We start from the raw sequence: 19,270 nt of genomic DNA, 5'->3' as shown, positions 1-19,270 counted from the left end.
TGTCGCGTAAGCCATGAAAGTCCTCTCTGGTGAGTAAATGGGGAAGCTTTTTGCTGGGCCCTGACGCGCAATATCGCACCGAGTCGACGGTCGTCGTCCATGGACCAACCGGGTTGGTCGGCCCACTCAGTGCATAAGACGGTCCAGTTTCCGAGGAGGGAGACGATACGCGTGCAGCGGCGTCGCCGATCGCGAGATCAGCGACGCCGCTGCGGCGCGTCTGCCAGGTCAGCTGGCTACGGTTGCTGCCGCCAGCTCCACGGCACTTACGAGTCCAGCCTTCCGGCCGAATGTCATCGAACGTAGGCCGGAGGTGCCGGCCGGATACTGGTTGTAGAACACGCCGGCGATCTCCCCCGCCGCGTGCAGTCCCTCGATCGGCCGGCCCTCGACGTCCAGGACGTGGGTGTCGCCGTCAACGCGCAACCCGCCGTAGGTGAAGCAGATCTGCCCGGAGATCGGCCACGCGATAAATGGCGCCTCGGCGATGGGCGACGCGTAATTCGAGCGGGGCGGAGTAATCCCGGTGGTGTGCTTGCCATCGAGTGGCCCGTTCGGTCGGTAGTCGCCCGCTTCGCTGATCGCCCCGTTGTATTCATCGACCGTGGCGCGAAGACGATGCGGATCGATGCCGAGCTTCTCAGCGAGCTCTTCGATCGTGTCAGCAGAGATCGGCTCCTGATCGGTCAGGTTGAAGTAGTCGAATCCGACCACGTCTCGGCGCTGCGCGGCGTCGTTGATGCCATAAGCGACATTGTTTTGTTTGCGGAAGATTTCGTTTGCAACAGTATCGAAGTCGATCTCGGCGATGTCGCCAGCTTCGTCGATGAACCTCATGCCAGCCTGGTTGACGAGGATACCGTAACGGTAGGTGGTGACCAGTGGTTCGACTCCATCTGAGCGGGAGTCGCACGGCTCGATGTGCGCACCGTCGAACTGCCCTGCCGTGTCCGCTCCCACTTCGACGGCCATGCGAATGCCGTCGCCGCGATTGCCGCGGGTTCCGGGCGAGACCGTTTTTAGCTTGTAGGCGTCCGGGATGTAGCGGGTGAGCCATTCAGGATTGCCTTCAAACCCGCCGCTGGACAAGACCACTGCTGACGTCTCCATAATGACAGTCGTGCCGTCTTCGGCCCGCACCTCAAGACCGGTTACCCGGCCCGACTCTGATCGGATGAGTCGACGAGCCGAGGTGTTGTAAAACACTGCACCGCCACCGTTGCGGATTTTCTCGGGGAACGAATTCACGATCGTTGCTCCACCCCCATCGATCCGCCAGGCGCCGTCCTCGGTTCCGACCTCATGGTGACTGAGCGTGACACCGTGCTTTTCGAGCCAGTCCAGAGTTTCGGGGACGAGCGTGTAGAAGGCATCGATGTAGCTCGTGTTGGTTAGATGACCGGCATTCTGGCGAACCCGTTCGCGCAGGAAGGGGCGCAGCTGCCGATCTCGTGTCAGGCTGAGCCACGCCGTGGTCCAGCGGGTAGAACCGCCGCGATCTTCGTAGCTTGCCCGCTCGAGCACGGCGACTCGTGGCGTGCGCCCGGCAGCAGTGGCCGCCTCGATGTGCGCGAGAGCAGCTGTGAGCCCGGAGAATCCGTGACCCACGACGATGAGGTCCCAGGGACCCTGAAGGGTGGACGTGATGGTAGCTTCCGACATTGCAAACTCCTCAATAGATTGGTGTGGTGATACAGCTTGGTGTGACTTGGGCAGGCTGCAGGTCGGGCTAACCCTGCGGGCCGAGCCAGATCGCCTTTGGTTCGGTGTACTCGTCGAAAATATCCAGCCCCATTTCGTGGCCGACTCCGGAGGCTTTCCGGCCGCCGAACGGCATGTTGCCGCTGAACGCTCGCCAGGTGTTGATCCAGACGACGCCAACATCCAGACCTTTCGCGATCCGGCGTGCCCGGTCGATGTCCCGGGTCCACAACCCCGACACGAGACCGAACTCGGTGTCATTAGCGATGGCCAGAGCTTCTTCGTCGCTGGAGAAGCCGACCACCGCGCCGACGGGGCCGAAGATCTCTTCACGTCGGATGCGGGACGACGCGGAAGGGGTGTCGTACAACGTAGGCTCGACAAACAGCCCGTGTTCAATACCTGGGAGATCTGTACCGCTACGGCCGCCCCGGATGAGGGTCGTGTCACTCTCACCTTCAGCGATCCTCAGATAGTCGGTCACCTTCGCGTACTGCGGTCGTGACGCGAGTGGGCCGATGTGCGTTCCGGGGTCGAGCGGGTCGCCGATGACGAGACCATCGAGGGCGGTGCCGAGTCGTGACAACACCTCTTCGCGAACGGAGTCGTGAACGAGAATGCGCGAACCCGCGTTGCAGGCCTGGCCGGTTCCAGCGGTGAGACCGACGACGAGTCCGTCGATGGCGCGGTCGAGGTCCGCGTCAGGAAAGACGATGTTGGCACCCTTACCGCCGAGCTCGAGGGTCGATCGGATCAATCGCGGGGCGATCGCTGAGGCGATCCGACGCCCCGTCGTGGTTGATCCCGTGAACGCGACTTTATCGATCCCGGGGTGGTCCACGAGCGCCGCGCCAGATTCGCCGTTGCCGGTGATCACGTTGACGACCCCGGGTGGGAAACCCGCCTCAAGCGCAAGCTCGGCGATGCGAAGGGTGGAGACCGGCGTCACTTCGGAGGGCTTGATGACAATCGTGTTACCGGCCGCAAGGGCAGGGAACAACTTGTACTGCAGGAGGCCCAGCGGATTGTTCCATGGAGTGATGGCTGCCACCACGCCAACCGGAACACGGGTTGTCCACGCGTCATGGCCAGGCATCACCGGCTGGACCGTGACGCCGTGCAGCGCGAGGGCGAATTGGCTGCAGAAGTCTGCTGTACCTGCGAGGGACCCGCTCGCCATGGTCATCTCGGTGAGGGTCTTACCGTTCTCGTGGACCTGAATCCTCGCGAGTCGCGATACATCCTCTCGGATCAGGTCTCCCCAACGGCGGAACAGGCCGGCCCTGACGATTGCGGGGGTGGCAGCCCATCCTGGGAAGGCCTTCCGTGCTGCCCGCACAGCAAGGTCCACGTCCTCTGCAGACGCCTGTGGGACGTAGCCCCATTCGGTATTTTCGAATGGGTCCAGACAACGGTACGTGCGGCCGGAAGCCGACGGCACGATCCGGCCGTCAATAACCATCCCGTAGACCTGCTCCGGATCGAAGTCCGGGAAGCGGGTAAGTAGAGCAGGGGTTTCAATCATCATTGATCGACCTTTCATCGGTGAACGCTTTTGGGGCTCGCGATGAACCTCGATAGCGGATGATAGGTGAGATTACGCCACCGATTGGATGCCGTCAACCATCTGGTTGATTATCGGGGAGTGGGTGGGCCTGGCAGCAAGGTATCCCCCGCACGGCAATGAACCGTCAGCTCAAACCGGAGACTTGTCGGCGATAGGCGCGGGGCCGCCAAGACTGGTTGGGGCGCGCCCGTTCACTTCCTCGGCTCTGTCTGGAGCGATGATGTTTGCGGCAAGGCACCAAATCCATCGTCAAGAATTGGGTGCAGCAATGATGGCGCGAACCTGCCTAGTTTTCGGTTGCCGCCTCATCCGGGGGCCTCGGGATCTGGTTGAAGACCTGCTCAATGAAGTCGGCCCAGACGGCCATCGTGTCATCAGACTTCGAGGCATCGGCGCCAAGGCAGAAGTCGATCAGTTGCGGGATGACGTACGGCGCTGTTGCGATGGCGTAGATGGTGGCGAGGACGTAGCGCGGATTTAGATCCGGCGATAGGCGTCCGTCCTCCTGAGATCGGGCGATCGCCGCGATCTGGCGATCAATTGAAGCCTGACGTTTAGCCCGATAGACCACGGGTGATTCGCCGGCGAGACCCTCCCAGGCGACCATCCGCGCCCAGGCTCGCTGTGCTTCCTGATTTGGCTGCGACTTCATGCGCAGCAGACCGCCGAGCTCGCCCTGCCCGTCGGTGCCGCTCTGTAGGTTGGTAAGCATCTCCTGCAGCACCTCGGCATACACTCCTTCTTTGCTGCCGAAGTAGTGGTAGATCAGTTGCTTGTTGACACCAGCCGCTTCCGCAATCCGGTTGACGCGTGCGCCGGAGTATCCATATTCCGAGAACTCCTCGGTGGCAGCTCCGAGAATGCGATCGCGCGCGGCCGGAGCCGGTGACTTGCTGTTGTCCATTGCATCAGGGTATCTCCCCCTGGATGCAGTCCTCTATGCGAGAACACTCCATCACGGGAATCGTGTCCCACCACCGACCCCCCGAAAGGGATCAACCAAACGGTTGACTTTGGGGTGAATTGACGTATTGTTCTGGTACCACCCACCCAACGACGCGACGGTGTAGTCGAGATCAACCGAGTCGCGCTGACTGCTCTTGAAGCGGGAGATGAGTACGTGTCGAACCCCAGCGGACCCCCAGCCACCTCACGTGATGACCTTGTCCTGATCGACGATCAGGGCGACTACGCGATCCTCACGATCAACCGGCCCCAGAAGCGCAACGCGATGAGCGTGGACGCGATGGCGCGCTTGCGCGAGGCTCTTGCCCTGAACGTGTCGAAGAAGGTGCTCGTGCTCACGGGCGCCGGAGCTTCGTTCTGTGCAGGTGTGGATCTCTCGCCCGAGAATCTAGGACACCTGGATGAGATCGTGGCGCAGCAAGGTAGTCAGGTTCAGCATCCGTGGGCTCGAGTGCAGACCGATATCCGCGAGCATCCGGCCGTGATTATCGCCGCGGTGAACGGGTTCGCGCTGGGAGGCGGATCCACGCTCATCAACTCCTGCGATTTAGCGATCGCCGGTGAATCGGCACAGATCGCGCTGCCGGAAATGGGATTCGGGGGGTGGCCGATCCAGGCGGGACCTGCCCTCATCCAACGAGTCGCACCGAAGCACGCGGCGGAACTGATCCTCACGTCCCGTCGCGCCGACGCAGCGACAGCGTTCCGAATGGCGCTGGTGAACAAGGTAGTTGCGGACGATGACCTCCTCGACGAGGCGGTAGCTCTCGCCCAGCACATCGCGGCCTTTGACGCCGCCGCCCTGGACTTCGCCAAACGGGCGATCAACCGCATCCAATCGATGAACTGGGATGAATCGCAGGATTACAGCAACCTCATTAGTAGCGCGAGCAGCATGCGCAGCGCGTCTCCAGGTGCAGGCGTCGCCGACTTCCTGGCAGGCTCACGCGGACCAGGGCAGGGGGAATAACGTGCCCGAGATCAATTCGCCGGCCCCCTCTGGGCCCCAGCCGTCGAGCGTTGGGAAGACCCCGCGGCAGACTGCACTCCTGCCCAACACCCTGAAGGTGGTCGAACTGGGCGAGACTGTCGCGACCGCTCTATGTGGTCGCTTCCTTCTCAAGTTGGGTGCCGAGGTCACCCGTGTGCTTCCAACCGATACAAGCTCCGGCATCATCGGTCTGGGGCCTACTGCCGGCGTTGGGGAGCGACCCGCGATCACTGAGTGGCTGAATCCAGGGAAGGTGCTGACGGAACTGGACTTCGCCGACACCCACGATCGCCAGCGGCTTGAGCAAGTTCTCCGTGAGGCAGATGTTGTTCTGGTGGCCGGCACTTCTCGTCAGTGGGATCAGATCGGCCTTTCGATCGATGAGATCGACGAGCTGGCGCACCATGCAGTGATCGGTCGAATCACACCGTGGGGGGATTCCGGACCGTACTCCGAGTTACTCGGCGGCGAACTGCAGTACCAGGCTGTCAGCGGGTTCATGCGCCTCATGGGCGAATCTGACCAGGAGCCGGTTCGGCTCGGTGGCTATCCGATGCAAGCGATTGCCGGTCTGCTCGCTCTTGACGGGGTCATGATCGGGCTGTTCGCCAGAGAAAGCACGGGTGAGGGTTCGCGTTTCAGCACGTCCGAGTTCGAAGCCTCCGCCCATGCCGAGTGGAAGATCGCCACGACCGTGCAGGCGGGGTTCCCTAAAGAAGTTCGTGGTGAGGACAAGGGGTCGGTCGTCGTCCGCTGCAGGGACGGCCACTTTGCCCTCTTCTACATCCCCTCGAACTGGGATGCCGTCAAAGCGGTTATCGGTGACCCACGGCTCGACGATGAATCATTCGCTACCCCACGTTCGCGCGAACTCAATCGGATTCGCCTGATCGAGGTCATTGAAGAGACGACGATCTCCATGTCCAAAATCGATCTCTACTACGCGACCCAGCGTCACAACATCCCCGCCGGCTACGTCGCCACCATGACGGACCTGCTTTCCTCACCGCAATACATTTCACGCAACTTCTTTGAGAGGGTCGACGGCGACGACGCGCGGCCGGGTGTTATCCCCAATGTGCCGTGGCAAGTTTTCACATCCGACGACTACCTCTCGACCAAAGACCGGCAGGAAGAGGTTCAGGCATGACCGCAATGCTGTCCGGGCTGCGAGTTGCAGACCTTTCCATCGTCACAGCGGGAGCCGCCGCAACCCAGGTGCTCGCGGACTTCGGCGCTGACGTCATCAAGATTGAGGGAGTCACTCGTCCGGACCTGTATCGCGCCGGCATCCGCGGCGACGGTGGCAGCGGTGTCGGGTTCCCGCCGTTCCGCACCGCGAATCGCAACAAACGGGCGATTGCTGTGGACCTGAAGCATCCTGAGGGCCTCGAGATAGTTCGCCGTCTGGTCAAGACCAGCGACGTGGTCGCAGAGAACTTCCGCCGCGGCGTGGTCGAGCGACTCGGCTTGGGATTTCGGGATCTCACGGCACTGCGCAGCAACATCGTTCTAGCGTCGATATCCAGCCAGGGCGTCACCGGGCCGGATAGTGGATTCATCTCCTTCGGCACCACACTCGACGCGCTGGGTGGTGTCATGTCGTTCACCGGCTACGACGAACAGTCCCCGGTCTGGTCCAGCGGCCGCATCAACTATCCGGACCAGACCGCAAACTCGCTGGCTCCCGCAATCATATTGGCGGCGGTGCTCGCAGCCCGGAGCGATGGGCAAGCTCGGTGGATCGACCTGTCGCAGCGCGAAACCGTGACCAGCCTTATCGGCGACCAAATTCTGCACACGTCGCGTACCGGCGAGGATCCGGTCCCCACAGGGAACGCAACTCCGGGGACGGTGGAGTGGCTCTCCCAAACGTCGGGGGAGGACGAATGGGTGGCGATTTCGCTCTCCTCGCCGGAGGACATCGTTACAGTCGCGAGTATCGTCGAAGCGAATCTCGCCAGCACGGCTGATGATGCGGCCCGGGTCGCCCTGGTACGCACCCAGACGGACGCTTGGGCGGCCGCGCGGACCAAGGACGAAGCCGCGGCTGTGTTCCAGCGTGCAGGGATCGCCGCCGCTCCGGTGAACAGTGGGCACGAACTACTCAACGATCCCTACCTCCGCGATCGCGGGTGGTGGCAGAGTGTTGGCACGATTGATGGCGCCACGGAACTTCAACGCGGGTGGGCCGTGCAATTCGAGCGCGGTGGCCCGGCGGCAGTGCGACGCACGGCGCCCCGGGTTGGCGAAGACACCACCGAAGTGCTCCGAGATCTCGGCTACGACGAGGACGAGATCAGCTCGCTCACGGAACGTGCCGTGGTCTCCCTCCCGCAGCAGCCTGCGGTAGCTGAGCGCTGATGCAGCGACGCCCCGGGCGGCAGGCGCAAACCGTGATGATCAGACAGATGAAAGGTGAACGAAGATGACAAATCTCCGAGGCAAGGTAGCCATAGTCGGCGTGGGGCACTCAGATCAGGGGACATTTCCTGGCAAGACTGCAGAGCAGCTGGCAATCGAGGCGATCCGCTCAGCGCTTGATGATGCTCAGCTGACGAAGGAGCAGCTCGACGGACTCATAACCTGCAAATCGATTCAGGGCGGCAATGTCGACATTTCCCTCGGCCCGAGGTTCGGCATCAGCCCCGGGTACGCGCAGACCCTCGACTATGGCACCTGTAATTACTCGCTGCATCTCGCTGTCCAGGCCATTGCGAGTGGTCTCGCTGAGACCATTTGCCTCGTATATGGCGCGAACGCTCGGTCCGGTAAATTCAACTTCTCGGCCGCCGCCCCCTCGCTCGAGAGCGCCTCAGGCTTTGTCCACATCGCCGGCCAGGCGGGTATGGCGCTGCAACGCCACAAGGCGCTTTATGGGACGACCGATGAGCAGTTCGGATGGTTCGCCGTCTCCGAACGTGAATGGGCTCAGCGGAACCCCCTTGCCATTTTCCGGGACCCGCTCACCATCGAGGACTACCTCGCGAAGCCCTACATGGTCGACCCACTACGACGCGAGGACATCACGATGGTCTCCGATGGCGGTGTCGCCCTCATCGTGACCAGTGCGGAACGCGCCAAGGATTATCCGAACAAGCCCGTCTACATCCTCGGAATGGCGGAGGACACCGAGATCCGGGGTGACTCGTTCGACGACTTCCCGATGCGGCCCAACATCGGCCGAACTGCCCGGAAGATCTGGGAGAACACTGGCTTTACCCAGGCCGACATTGACATCCTCTATATCCAGAATCCCACCGCGGTGTGGAACCTGCAGATGGTCGAGCACTACGGGTTCGCCCCCATCGGAGAAGGCGGAGCGTGGGTGGCAGAAGGACATACCCGCCCGGGTGGTGACCTGCCGTTGAATACCAATGGCGGACAGCTGTCGGAGAGCTACATGTGGGGCTGGCTGCACATGGTCGAAGCGGTCCGGCAGCTTCGAGGCACGGTCGAAGCAGACCGACAGGTGCCGAATCCGGAGCTCGCCCTCTACTGCTCCTCCATGACCTTTTTGAAAAGCGCCGCGTCCATCATCGGAGTGAACCCGTGAGCCCAAACAACCCCAACTTGCCCGACGTCTCGGCCCCACTGACCGCTCCGTTCTGGGAAGCGGCCAGAGACCACCGTCTCGTCGCACAAAAGTGCGCCGACTGCGGAGACCTTCGTTTTCCGCCGATCGAAATCTGCCCCCAGTGCTGGTCGGAGAATCAGATCTGGGTGCCGATTGCTCCTACCGGTACGCTATGGAGCTACGTCGTCTACCACCGTGCACTCGACCCCAGTAAAGCGGACGAAATCCCCTACGTTATTGGCCGCGTGAAAACTGACGACGGACCAATCTTCACGGTTCGGCTCGACGTCTCCCCAGACGCGGCCATCGTCGACATGCCGTTGACCGCGTCATGGGATGACGTCGACGAGGAGGTAACCCTTGTCCGTTTCACCGCCCGCTGACAAGCAGCAGGTCCTTAGCGCATCGGCAGCTCCGGAATGGCTTCTGGCCGCACTCACAACGACGCCCGCTACCGCTCAGGTAACCGTCGAGGACGCGGTGGTTCAGTACCGATCATGGGGGGACCCGGCTGATCAGAGCGTTGTACTGGTGCACGGCGGACTGGCGCACGCCAGTTGGTGGGATCACATTGCACCGCTGCTCTCCGGACACCACGTCGTCGCGGTGGACCTCTCCGGCCACGGAGACAGCACCCACCGCCCTTCCTACGACGTGGAGCAGTGGGCGCGGGAGCTTATCGCGGTCATAGATCATGCCAACCTGAGCAGCCCGGTAATCATCGGCCACAGCATGGGCGGGCTCCCCGCCGTCGCTGCTGCAATCCAACTCGACGGCCGTGCGAGTGGCGTGATGACCATCGACGTTCGATTCAACGACGAGGCCTGGCCGGTTCGGGTCAGGGAGAGCCGCCGGTACGACTCCATTGACGCTGCCGCCGCCGACTTTTCACCCGTGCGCACTCGGTCGGAGCTGCCCATCGACCCACACCTTCTGCGGCATCTTGCCGAGACGTCACTTATTCACGACTCCGGAGCATGGCGTTGGAAGCGGGCCGATCGATACGACATTCGACGCACGCCTTTACGCACGCTGCTCCCGCAGCTTCGCACGCCTATTGTCCTCATCCGCTCGGACCACGGGCTTCTGACCGCGGAGGCTGCTGCGGAAATGCTGGAACTAACGCCAGCGCCCGGGATCGATGTCGTCGTCCCGGCCTCAAGTCACAACCCCATGCTTGAGCAGCCAATCGCGTTCGTAGGAGTCATTCGAGCACTCCTCGCCACCTGGCGACCCTGGGACGGAACCGGGCTGCGGCAAGGTCCCGACAGCCCTCTTTCCTCAGCAACGAAGTAAGGATTCACAATGACACAGAACCAGCACTCACTGGCGAGTACGTTCCTCAACGAAATGTGGGGCGCGCTCGGAGGTGAAAAGTCCCTCACGGGCCGGGTAAGTTTCACCGGCGAGGGATCCCTTCCGGGGGCGTTTGCGCAGACCGATCTTGCCAGCGCCGCTTTCGGAGTCGCCGCCACCGCCGTGAGCGAGCTACTCGAAGCAGCGGGTGAAGCCCCTTCGTTTACCGAAGTAAACCGGGTCACGGCGAGCGGTTGGTTCCTGCTGCCGCCGGGGCCCTCCCAGCTCCTCAATAAGGACCCGCGAGGCCCCCTGGATTACTCTCCCTTTTTCACCGAGTTGCCGACCGCTGACGGCCGCTGGCTTCGTCTTCACCCGATGCCCAGTAACCGCGCGCGCATCGCCAGGGCGCTGGAGACACCCGAGGAAATCGAGCCAATCGCCGCAATTGTTCGGGGGCGGGCTGCAGACGAGATCGAGCAGTTCCTCGTCGACCGGGACTGCATTGTCGCTGCCAGTCGCACGCCACAGGAGTGGTTCGCTCACCCCGCGGGAGCGAGCGTCAACGCAGAGCCGCTCGCATCTGTGAGGGACTTCCAGGCGGGGGGAAGCACCTGGCGGCCAACTCCGGGTCGCCCGCTCTCGGGGATCAAGGTACTCGACCTCACCCGGGTGGTCGCGGGTCCCACTGGCACACGCTTCCTCGCCGCGCTCGGCGCCGAAGTGCTGCGGATCGATGCGCCCGGTTCGGAGGAGTCCGAGATGAGCGGGATGGGATTCGATCTCACCCTCGGGAAGCGGTGGGCCTTCCTGGATCTTAAGACACCGGCGGGGATCGAGCAGTTCAAACGGCTCCTCGCTGACGCAGACGTTCTGGTTCACGGCTACCGCCCCGGCGCCATCGACGGGTTTGTGAGTGAAGAAGAACGCCGAACCATCAACCCGGATCTCGTGGAGGTAGCCATCCGCGCCTATGGCTGGGACGGGCCCTGGCAGATGCGTCGAGGCTTCGATACGGTCGTCCAGTTCAGCGTCGGTCTGGCTAACGCGACGCAGACGTGGGCCCTCCAGGACCCCGACAAGCGGGTACCCATTCGAATAAACAGTCATGATGTGGACGCGTCCCGCCCGCGTCACACCCCGGTGGAAGGTCTCGACCTCAGTACGGGATATCAGATTGCCGCCGCCGCAATCAGGGGGCTCACCAAGCGACTCCTGACCGGTTCCGGCTCGCGGACGCGGTACTCCTTGGCAAGGACTGCCGCTTTACTTATCAATGCCGGGCCCAATCCAACCGACGGTTCATCGATCAGGCTTCCTCTCGATGGACCGTGGGAGGAACGGATCTATGGAAGCCCACTTGGCCCGGTCCGGCGCATGGCCTTTCCCCTCACGATTGAGCGAGTGCCTCTGTTCTGGGAATCCTCCGGTGAGACGGCCGGCTCCTCCAGTGCTACCTGGAAGTCGTGGACCGGGGCATCGGCGTGATCCGGCTGGTTCCATGAAGTCGGCTGGTACTGACTAGAGTGGCTCGCCGACCGGAACTGACACCTGCACCACCTCGCCGCGCTGAAGCTCCTGTGGGATGCCCATCGCCTGGACATGATGACTCCGGCTCAACTTCGTCCCATATTTTGGCCATCTCGACAGTCGCCTTGACGATTGCTGATCCTTGACGGCAAAACATGAACTGTGCTTCACTTGTTGAGTACACGGAGGGGAGTATCCCCTAATAGTCCCGTCGTCATTACGGCCCCACGGTGGCCCGGCGGACAAGCCCTTTGAGGGCTGGGAGAGACCTCCGATCGATTCGATCGGAGGAATTTCATGGATGTCCCATTCTGGATTTGGGCTGCGGTACTCGGCTTCATCGTTGTCATGCTGGCTATCGACCTTTTAGCTCACCGGCGGGCTCACGTCATCGGGGTTCGAGAGGCGGCTGTCTGGTCAGGTGTGTGGGTGGCCTTCGGGGTCTCTTTCGGTGTGCTGATCTGGATGAACTGGGGTGCTGAGTTTGGTCAGCAGTATTTCGCCGGGTATCTCATTGAAAAATCCCTCTCGGTAGACAACGTCTTCGTCTGGGCTATCATTTTCAGCTACTTTGCCGTACCCCGAGAATTTCAGCACCGGGTCTTGTTCCTGGGTGTGCTTGGCGCACTTGTATTCCGCGGGATCTTCATCGCCGCCGGTGCCGTGCTGATCCAAAACTTCGCCTGGATCCTCTACGTTTTTGCCGCATTCCTGCTTTACACCGGGTATCGGATGATTCGCCAGCGAAACGACCATTTGAACCCCGAACAGTCACTGGTGTTGCGCGGGTTCCGACGCTTCGTGCCAATGAGCGAGGCCTACCACGGACAAAAGCTGCTGGTACGCCGCAACGGTGTGCTGCTGGCCACTCCGCTCCTGGCAGTGCTGGTATTGATTGAGTTCACCGATGTAGTTTTCGCCGTCGACTCGATCCCGGCGATCTTCGCGGTTACTGATGAAGTGTTCCTGGTCTTCACCGCCAACGCCTTCGCCATACTGGGTCTGCGCGCCATGTACTTCCTGCTGGCGGATATGATCCACCGTTTCATCTATCTGAAGGTCGGATTGGCCCTGGTGCTGATTTGGGTCGGCATCAAGATGCTCCTCAAAATCGATCTGTTCTACATCCCCACGACTGTCTCGCTGGCGGTGGTTGCAACGATCATCGCGGTTTCCGTCGTCGCCAGCCTGCGCGCGACCCGAGGGCAGGGACGTAAATCCATCCCCCAACCGACCGATCCGCCTTTCCGGGTCGCCACGGAGGAAGAGAACGCGGAGCTGGAGCCGGTCTGGCGGGGGCGCAGGAGGGAGCTCGGCGGGTCTTCGGTCGACGCCGGAGGCACCGGCAAGGACACTGATGAAGACGTTCGCGACCCCACCGACGAGGTTGACCCGGAGTCAGCGACTAAGGGTGGTGGCGTACGATGACCCGAGCCGCATTCATTTTGTGTCGTCCCGTCGCCGCTGTCATCACCCATGATTCAGATGTCACTGTCCTGGCGCATAGCGCAGTCGGGGTGGCTTCAGAGTTAGGCTCTCCGTTGCTCTTTTTCGTCCCCATCCAGCGACCGCCGTTCACCGCCGATCCGGCGATCGTAGCGAGGATGTATCAGCGAGCATTGCGTGAAGCCGAATCCCTGGCAGCTTTGGCGCGGCCGATACTGGACGCAGCAGGGTTCTCCAGTTCCACGCGCGTTGTCTGGCACGGCAGTTGGTCCCTCAGGCGTTCACGCCCTGCCCTGACGGCGGCCCTGGCCCGTGCGGTACGCAAATCGGGCGCTACTGCCGTCGTCACCCCCCTTGAACTACCCACGCGAGCCATCCGAGGTGTAAGAATCGTTCACCTGGATGCCATCAGAAAGCATCCGGCAAACTTGTTCGAAGCAACTCCCAATACGTCGAAGGGAAGAACTACTCCAATGTCCGGAATAGACAACACGAGAACGGCAATGGAGAACCCGGTCACCAGGGCGAAGACCCCGAGCACGGTCCCCGCCCAGCGTCCACCGTGGACATTTCTCACTAATCACGGCCATGTACTTTTGGCCGTGACTGCGAACTCCCGCGCCCTCGTCGAGGACATCGCTGCCACCGTTGGCATCACGGCCAGAGCAACTTTGCACATCCTTGCTGACCTGGAGGACGCCGGCTACCTCCAAAGGGTGCGGGAAGGCCGCCGGACCCGATACGTCGTCCAGCCCACCCAGCACTTCCGTCACCCAGCCACAGCGCATCAGGAGATCGGCGCGCTCCTGGCAATCTTCACTCCGACCAACGTCACCCCACCCAAGGAATCGTCATGAGAAACCGAGTCACAGCTCTCCTAGGCTCTGGCCTGTTGATCATGGGCGCTCTATCCCTTGCCGGTTGCGACGACACACAACTCCCACAGCTGCCCGGAGTGGGAGATGAAGGCGGTGGGGAAGATGCCAACGAAAACGAAAACGAAAACGAAAACGAAAACGAAAACGAAAACGACGACGAGGACGAGGGCGACTAGTCACGAGGGCAATATGAAGCGGCAACGAGCCGCAACAAAGGTTAGCGGAGAGCCATGATCATTGCTCTCCTTGGCATTGACGGGGCTGGCAAAACCACCACCGGAAGATTGCTGACAGAACAGCTGAGAACTGCGGCCTATCCCGCAACCTTCAGCCCAAACCAGTCCGGCCGACGAAGCATGACCGCGTGGTCACATCGACGCAACCTTCAGCCGCCGGTCATGTTGCTTGATGCAATAGAAACTGGCATCCGCTGCGTTAACGTGCTGATTTCCCACCTACGTGCCCGGCGCAGCTCGGGCGCCGTAGTCATGGACCGCTATCTCCACTGTCAGCTCGCCCTGCGCCGAGTCCGAGGCATACGTGAAGGATGGTTCCTTACCCTGCTGCTCAAAGTCATCCCCGCCCCGGATATCATCTTCTACTTCGATATCGATCCGGAGATCGCGCACGCCAGGATCGATGGCCGGGCCACGGACCAGGAAACCCTGGAGCACCTGGGTGCGTTCGATAGGGCCTACAAGGGGCTGCCCCAGTTTCCGTCCTTCATCGTGATCGACGCGACTCAATCCGCCGAACAAATCGTCGAGAATATCTTGCGGGAACTCGGAGTATGCGGTCTGGGGCTTCAGGGATGAATGCGCACCGAGGATCGCCGGATGCTGGGCGATTAGGCAGCTATCCCCGCCGATTAGGATCAAGCAGCAACGTCGAACTCTTCGCCTGACTGTTCATGCGGTGGACTGGCGCGCTCCTCCGGGCAATGATTTTCGTGCATCTCTTCGTGAACCGTGTGCTCGGCGACCATATCCAACAAATCGACTTCGCGTTCGTGGCCGGGGAATGGGCCGACCCCTTTTGACGCCGAGGGTTGCCTGCTGTGGGCCAAAGAGAATGCCCCGCGCCCTGGACTGCGGGCGCGGGGCATTCGGGTAACTACCCCAAACGGGAGCTACCTAGACGGTGTCCGGGCGGGTGTCATCGTCCTGGTTCTGGAACGGCGTGTCCTCAACCTTGGCGGGGTTGCCCCCGCTGGGGCCGGTTGATGCTGAACCGGTGGACGCTGAACCTGTGGAGGTTCCCTTGGCGTCATCGGCCTTGTCGCTGCGGTGCAGTGCACCGGAGACCGACTCCTTGGCCTTCTTGACGGCGCCGCCAGCCTGCTCCTGCACCTCGGGCATCTTGTGCTTCAAGGTGGAAGCGGTGTCAGCAACAGTCTCCTGCACCTTCGGGTTGTTCCACAGTTCGTCAGCTTTGGTCTTCAGCTTGTCGTAGCTGTCCCTACCGGCACGCGAGCCGAGCACATAGCCGGCGGCCATGCCTGCTGCGAATACAAGTTTGTTCTTCATGATGGTGCTCCTGTCTGATCGTTCTAAGTTCTTATTGGCTGGATGAACCGTCTGGTGTGTTCGACCCAACCAATCTTCTAAGCAACCTTAGTTTATTCGAGGTGGATCCGATAGGCCGTGTCAACGCCGCCCGGCATGGAGGGCTAGCTGGAGTTCGAATCGGATCTGGGGATTCTCCAGGTCGTCACCGAAAGCCTCGCGAAGCTGAATGAGCCGGTAGCCAACCGTCTGCGGATGAATTTCCAGTTCGGCGGCAATGGGTGCCCGCTGCCCCCAGTGCTTCAACCAGGATTGGAGAGTCTCCACGAGTCGCTCCCGCTGGGCCGGCCGCAACCCGTCCAGCGGCGCCAGCCGACGCTGGGCCAGCTCGGTGATTGCTGTGGGTTCGGCGCCAAGAATGACCTGTGCCAGATGCTCGTCGGCCCAGATGGGAGGATCCTCGGGCCCTTCACGTGGTGGGAACACTGTGGCGGCCAGAACTGCCAACCGCAACGAGTCGGGGACCCGTTCCCAGCCGGAGGCCGGCCCCACTGCTGCCGACCGTCCCTGTAGTGCCTTCGATAGCTGGCGGCGGGCCGTTGGGGTGTCGCGGGTGGGGACCAGGACCACCGCGTCTGTTTCCCGTTCCACCAACAGGGAACCGGGGTCGAGTTGGCGGCGCAGCCCCGCGGCCCGGTCAAGGGGCAGCGTGACCACGGTCATCTGTGCTGGCAAAGCCCAATCAGCCATCGATGCCGCCTGCCGCAGCGCCGCCTCGTCTGCCTGCCCGAGCAGTAGCAGTTCCAACAGCTCGGTCCTGCGCCGATCGACTGCCCCGGCACGCTCGGACTGCTCATACGCATACGCCTCGGCGCTCACCGCCGAAAGCTCGTCAATGTAGGCCAGGATTGACTCACCAAGGTTCACCACCACCTCAAGGCCCAGATCCTGCTTCATTGAGATCCGCGACATCTCACGGAAGGTCACCCGGGCACCCATCCGGTAGGCGCTCAGCAGGGCATCCATGCTGCGACCCTGCCGGAATTCCCCGCTCCCCAGCCCAGCTACCAGCTGCCTACTCTCCTCGGACAGGGCGGGCAGCCTGGTCCCCGGCAGCTGCAGGAAGCGCTCAAGAGCTACCGCGACCCCGCGCCGTAAGCCCCGACCGAACCGACCCTCAATGGGCCTCGCATAAGTCGGAACCAGTTGCGGCACAGCCTCAATGATCGCTTCGACGACGCCCGGCATCAGGGGACGCAGCAGTGCGCTGATCTCTTCGGGTAGGGCAAGCCAGGGTGGCTCCAACGCAAGACTCGCAGCGCCGGGTGTGGTGGAACTCATGCAATGCCTCGAGGATTGTTTCGACGGGATAGTTTCCTTGGCTTAATCGTATGTCCTGCTAGGAGAACTACGGCGACCGTTATTCTAGACTTGAAGGATGATTCGGCTCCGTCAGCTTGCCCGCGCCGCATCCGTTCTGATCACTCCTCTCGCCCCTGAAGACGTACTAGCCCTCTTCAACCCGGTGTACTCGAGCCGTCAGCTGCGCGGTGTGGTTACTAAAGTCGTGTCCGAAACGCCCGATTCGGTCACCATCCACTTTCATCCCGGGTGGGGTTGGAAAGCGCACCAGGCTGGCCAGTGGGCTCGGATCGGTGTGGAACTGGATGGGGTTCGCCACTGGCGCTCCTATTCGCTAAGTGCCGCCGCAGGCGCGGATCCCGCAATTACGGTGACCGACGCCGGCGCAGTCTCGGGGGTCCTGGTACGCAATACCAAGCCGGGCGATGTCCTGTTCCTCGCTCCACCGCAGGGCGAATTTGTCCTCCCAGAACATCCCCGCCCGCTGCTCATGCTTACCGCCGGTAGCGGAATCACTCCAGTGATGTCGATGGTCCGGACCCTGGTGCCACGACGCCCGGACGCCGACGTCGTCCTGATCCACTCGGCGAGGACGCCGGAGGACAGTCTGTTCCTGGAAGAGCTGAACGAGCTGGCCGACCAGTTCTCCAATCTCCGGGTAACCCACCTGTTCACGGCTGAGCGAGGCAGGCTGGACTTTGGATCCGACGCCGAGCTGGAAGAGTTGTGCTCAGACTGGCGTGAACGTGCAGCCTACGCCTGCGGTCCTGAGGAGTTCCTCGATGACGCGGAGGCGCTGTGGGCGTCCCAACCCACGCTGTCTGCGGGCCAGGAGGCCTCGGAGGGAAGTACGCTCACCATCGAGCGGTTCAGCACCAATCTTGCCGGCGGTGAGGGGCACGACGGCGGATTGGTTCAGTTTGAGGCGTCCGACCGCGAGGTTGAAGCCGACGGCGATACACCCCTGCTCGACGTCGGCGAGGACGCTGGCGTGCTGATGCCCAGCGGATGCCGGATGGGCATTTGCCATAGTTGTCTTACCCCGTTGCGAGCCGGTCAGGTCCGCGATCTCCGCACGGGGGAAGTTCATGGGGAACCCGGCCAATTAATTCAGACGTGTGTTTCGGCAGCAGCCGGACCCGTCAATCTGGACCTTTAAGGAGCACCACCGTATGACGACACTGACCGAACGCACTGAGACGAAGCCCGTAGTGACCCGGCCCGGGGCGCTCGCTGCAACCGGGCATCCGCTGGTGAGGCCGCCAGCAGCAGCGCATCTGTCCGATGAACAGATTGCGGAGCTGGGACGCGAGCTTGATGCAGTCCGCGACGAGGTGCTCGCCAAGCGTGGAGCCACCGACGCCGCTTACATCCGGCGGGTCATCAAGGTTCAGCGCGGCCTGGAAATTGCGGGCCGAGCTTCCCTGTTGGTGGGCCGCAACAAGGCGGCGTGGGTGGCAGGCACAGCTATGCTCAGTGTCGCCAAGATCCTTGAAAACATGGAAATTGGGCACAACGTGCTCCATGGCCAGTGGGACTGGATGAGGGATCCCGACATTCACTCCACCACCTGGGAGTGGGACTTCGTAACTCCGGCCAGGTCCTGGCAGCACACCCACAATGACCTGCACCACCGTTGGACCAACGTGGTGGGCAAGGACCGGGACGTCGGCTACAACCTGCTGCGCATGGATGCCGATCAGCCGTGGACCCCCTTCAACCTGGGCAACCCGCTCTATAACGCGATCCTGGCGCCAGTCTTCGAGTGGGGAATTGCTCTCTACGACCTGGAAATCCCCGAGTACAAAGAGGGCCTGAAGTCCAAGGAGGACATGTCGAGGGACCTCAAGGCGGTTGGCGTCAAAGCGGTAAAGCAATTCACCAAGGATTACGCTGCCACGCCCGCTGTTGCGATGTTGACTGGTTCCGGAAAGCAGGCGCTCTACGGTACGCTCGCCGCCAACGCGATCCGCAACGTCTGGGCGCACGCGGTGATCTTCTGCGGACACTTCCCCGAGGGCACCGACACGTTCACCGAGGAAATGGTTGAAGGCGAAACCCGCGGCGACTGGTACGTCCGCCAAATGATCGGTTCGGCCAACATCTCTGGCTCCAAGTTCATGCACCTGATGACCGGCAACCTGTCGCACCAGGTGGAGCATCACTGCTTCCCCGACCTGCCATCGAACCGCTACGCCGAAGTTGCTGTGAAGGTGAAGGAAATCTGCAACCGCTACGGATTGCCCTACACCACCGGGCCCCTGCCAAAGCAGGTTGCGTCAACCTGGGCGAAGGTCTTCAAGCTGGCACTTCCCGAAAAGGGACGGTTCTCGCTGCGTCAGAAGGTTACTGCCTAACGTTTGGTGAGCTACCGCTCAGAAGGCGCCCCGGTCGAGGAGAAGACCGGGGCGCTCGTGCGTTAAGTAACATGTCAGTGGGAAGTCAAATGAA

The 19,270-nt window shown here is 62.0% G+C and carries 19 protein-coding genes; 14 read left to right on the top strand and 5 right to left on the bottom strand.

Annotated elements, in window-relative coordinates; genetic code table 11:
- Nucleotides 1-228: 228 nt before the first annotated feature.
- The 3 genes from ACX80Z_RS13200 to ACX80Z_RS13190 form a co-directional block, all read right to left on the bottom strand.
- Nucleotides 229-1,662: an FAD-binding protein gene (locus ACX80Z_RS13200; protein ID WP_459316177.1), complete on the bottom strand. Its 1,434-nt coding sequence runs from the start codon at nucleotides 1,660-1,662 to the stop codon at nucleotides 229-231.
- Nucleotides 1,663-1,729: 67 nt separating this feature from the next.
- On the bottom strand, nucleotides 1,730-3,229 hold the full coding sequence (locus tag ACX80Z_RS13195) for an aldehyde dehydrogenase family protein (RefSeq protein ID WP_459316176.1): 1,500 nt from the start codon (nucleotides 3,227-3,229) through the stop codon (nucleotides 1,730-1,732).
- Between the two features lie 325 nt (nucleotides 3,230-3,554).
- Complete coding sequence (locus ACX80Z_RS13190) at nucleotides 3,555-4,172, bottom strand: TetR/AcrR family transcriptional regulator (RefSeq protein WP_459316175.1); 618 nt, start codon at nucleotides 4,170-4,172, stop codon at nucleotides 3,555-3,557.
- Nucleotides 4,173-4,388: 216 nt separating this feature from the next.
- Between ACX80Z_RS13190 and ACX80Z_RS13185 the strand changes: the two genes are divergently transcribed.
- The 12 genes from ACX80Z_RS13185 (at nucleotide 4,389) to ACX80Z_RS13130 (ending at nucleotide 14,991) form a co-directional block, all read left to right on the top strand.
- Nucleotides 4,389-5,204 (top strand): enoyl-CoA hydratase/isomerase family protein, encoded by an 816-nt coding sequence (locus ACX80Z_RS13185; RefSeq protein ID WP_459316174.1) that lies wholly within the window; start codon nucleotides 4,389-4,391, stop codon nucleotides 5,202-5,204.
- Nucleotide 5,205: 1 nt separating this feature from the next.
- Nucleotides 5,206-6,375, top strand: a complete 1,170-nt coding sequence (locus ACX80Z_RS13180) for a CoA transferase (protein WP_459316173.1) — start codon at nucleotides 5,206-5,208, stop codon at nucleotides 6,373-6,375.
- The gene (locus ACX80Z_RS13175) at nucleotides 6,372-7,589 is read left to right on the top strand and encodes a CaiB/BaiF CoA transferase family protein (RefSeq protein ID WP_459316172.1); all 1,218 of its coding nucleotides are present in this window, start codon (nucleotides 6,372-6,374) and stop codon (nucleotides 7,587-7,589) included. The genes ACX80Z_RS13180 and ACX80Z_RS13175 overlap by 4 nt, the downstream gene beginning before the upstream one ends.
- Nucleotides 7,590-7,653: 64 nt before the next feature.
- Nucleotides 7,654-8,781, top strand: coding sequence for a thiolase family protein (locus ACX80Z_RS13170; protein ID WP_459316171.1), 1,128 nt, complete (start codon nucleotides 7,654-7,656; stop codon nucleotides 8,779-8,781).
- Nucleotides 8,778-9,185: a Zn-ribbon domain-containing OB-fold protein gene (locus ACX80Z_RS13165; protein ID WP_459316170.1), complete on the top strand. Its 408-nt coding sequence runs from the start codon at nucleotides 8,778-8,780 to the stop codon at nucleotides 9,183-9,185. Before ACX80Z_RS13170 ends, ACX80Z_RS13165 begins: the two co-directional genes overlap by 4 nt.
- A complete protein-coding gene (locus ACX80Z_RS13160) occupies nucleotides 9,163-10,098 on the top strand; it encodes an alpha/beta fold hydrolase (protein WP_459316169.1) in 936 nt (311 codons plus the stop codon). The genes ACX80Z_RS13165 and ACX80Z_RS13160 overlap by 23 nt, the downstream gene beginning before the upstream one ends.
- 9 nt (nucleotides 10,099-10,107) lie before the next feature.
- Nucleotides 10,108-11,586, top strand: coding sequence for a CoA transferase (locus ACX80Z_RS13155; RefSeq protein WP_459316168.1), 1,479 nt, complete (start codon nucleotides 10,108-10,110; stop codon nucleotides 11,584-11,586).
- A 339-nt stretch (nucleotides 11,587-11,925) separates the two neighbouring features.
- Nucleotides 11,926-13,056: a TerC family protein gene (locus ACX80Z_RS13150; protein ID WP_459316167.1), complete on the top strand. Its 1,131-nt coding sequence runs from the start codon at nucleotides 11,926-11,928 to the stop codon at nucleotides 13,054-13,056.
- A 620-nt stretch (nucleotides 13,057-13,676) separates the two neighbouring features.
- The gene (locus ACX80Z_RS13145) at nucleotides 13,677-13,931 is read left to right on the top strand and encodes a winged helix-turn-helix domain-containing protein (RefSeq protein ID WP_459316166.1); all 255 of its coding nucleotides are present in this window, start codon (nucleotides 13,677-13,679) and stop codon (nucleotides 13,929-13,931) included.
- On the top strand, nucleotides 13,928-14,128 hold the full coding sequence (locus tag ACX80Z_RS13140) for a hypothetical protein (RefSeq protein ID WP_459316165.1): 201 nt from the start codon (nucleotides 13,928-13,930) through the stop codon (nucleotides 14,126-14,128). Before ACX80Z_RS13145 ends, ACX80Z_RS13140 begins: the two co-directional genes overlap by 4 nt.
- Before the next feature lie 54 nt (nucleotides 14,129-14,182).
- Nucleotides 14,183-14,767 carry a dTMP kinase gene (locus ACX80Z_RS13135; RefSeq protein WP_459316164.1) on the top strand — a complete coding sequence of 195 codons (585 nt, stop codon included), beginning with the start codon at nucleotides 14,183-14,185 and terminating at the stop codon, nucleotides 14,765-14,767.
- Between the two features lie 95 nt (nucleotides 14,768-14,862).
- Entirely contained in the window at nucleotides 14,863-14,991 is a 129-nt protein-coding gene (locus ACX80Z_RS13130; protein ID WP_459316163.1) for a hypothetical protein, read from the top strand.
- A 94-nt stretch (nucleotides 14,992-15,085) separates the two neighbouring features.
- Here ACX80Z_RS13130 and ACX80Z_RS13125 read toward each other — a convergent pair whose 3' ends face one another.
- Together ACX80Z_RS13125 and ACX80Z_RS13120 are read right to left on the bottom strand one after the other, a co-directional pair.
- Nucleotides 15,086-15,478: a YtxH domain-containing protein gene (locus ACX80Z_RS13125; RefSeq protein ID WP_024476248.1), complete on the bottom strand. Its 393-nt coding sequence runs from the start codon at nucleotides 15,476-15,478 to the stop codon at nucleotides 15,086-15,088.
- Nucleotides 15,479-15,598: 120 nt separating this feature from the next.
- Complete coding sequence (locus ACX80Z_RS13120) at nucleotides 15,599-16,798, bottom strand: PucR family transcriptional regulator (RefSeq protein WP_019483320.1); 1,200 nt, start codon at nucleotides 16,796-16,798, stop codon at nucleotides 15,599-15,601.
- Between the two features lie 97 nt (nucleotides 16,799-16,895).
- Here ACX80Z_RS13120 and ACX80Z_RS13115 point away from each other — a divergent pair, with 97 nt between their 5' ends.
- Nucleotides 16,896-17,978, top strand: coding sequence for a ferredoxin reductase (locus ACX80Z_RS13115; protein ID WP_459316162.1), 1,083 nt, complete (start codon nucleotides 16,896-16,898; stop codon nucleotides 17,976-17,978).
- Between the two features lie 13 nt (nucleotides 17,979-17,991).
- Nucleotides 17,992-19,176, top strand: a complete 1,185-nt coding sequence (locus ACX80Z_RS13110) for a fatty acid desaturase family protein (RefSeq protein ID WP_019483318.1) — start codon at nucleotides 17,992-17,994, stop codon at nucleotides 19,174-19,176.
- Nucleotides 19,177-19,270: the final 94 nt, after the last annotated feature.

Source organism: Arthrobacter sp. TMT4-20, from assembly GCF_054510775.1.
This window is presented reverse-complemented; position numbering and strand designations above follow the sequence as displayed.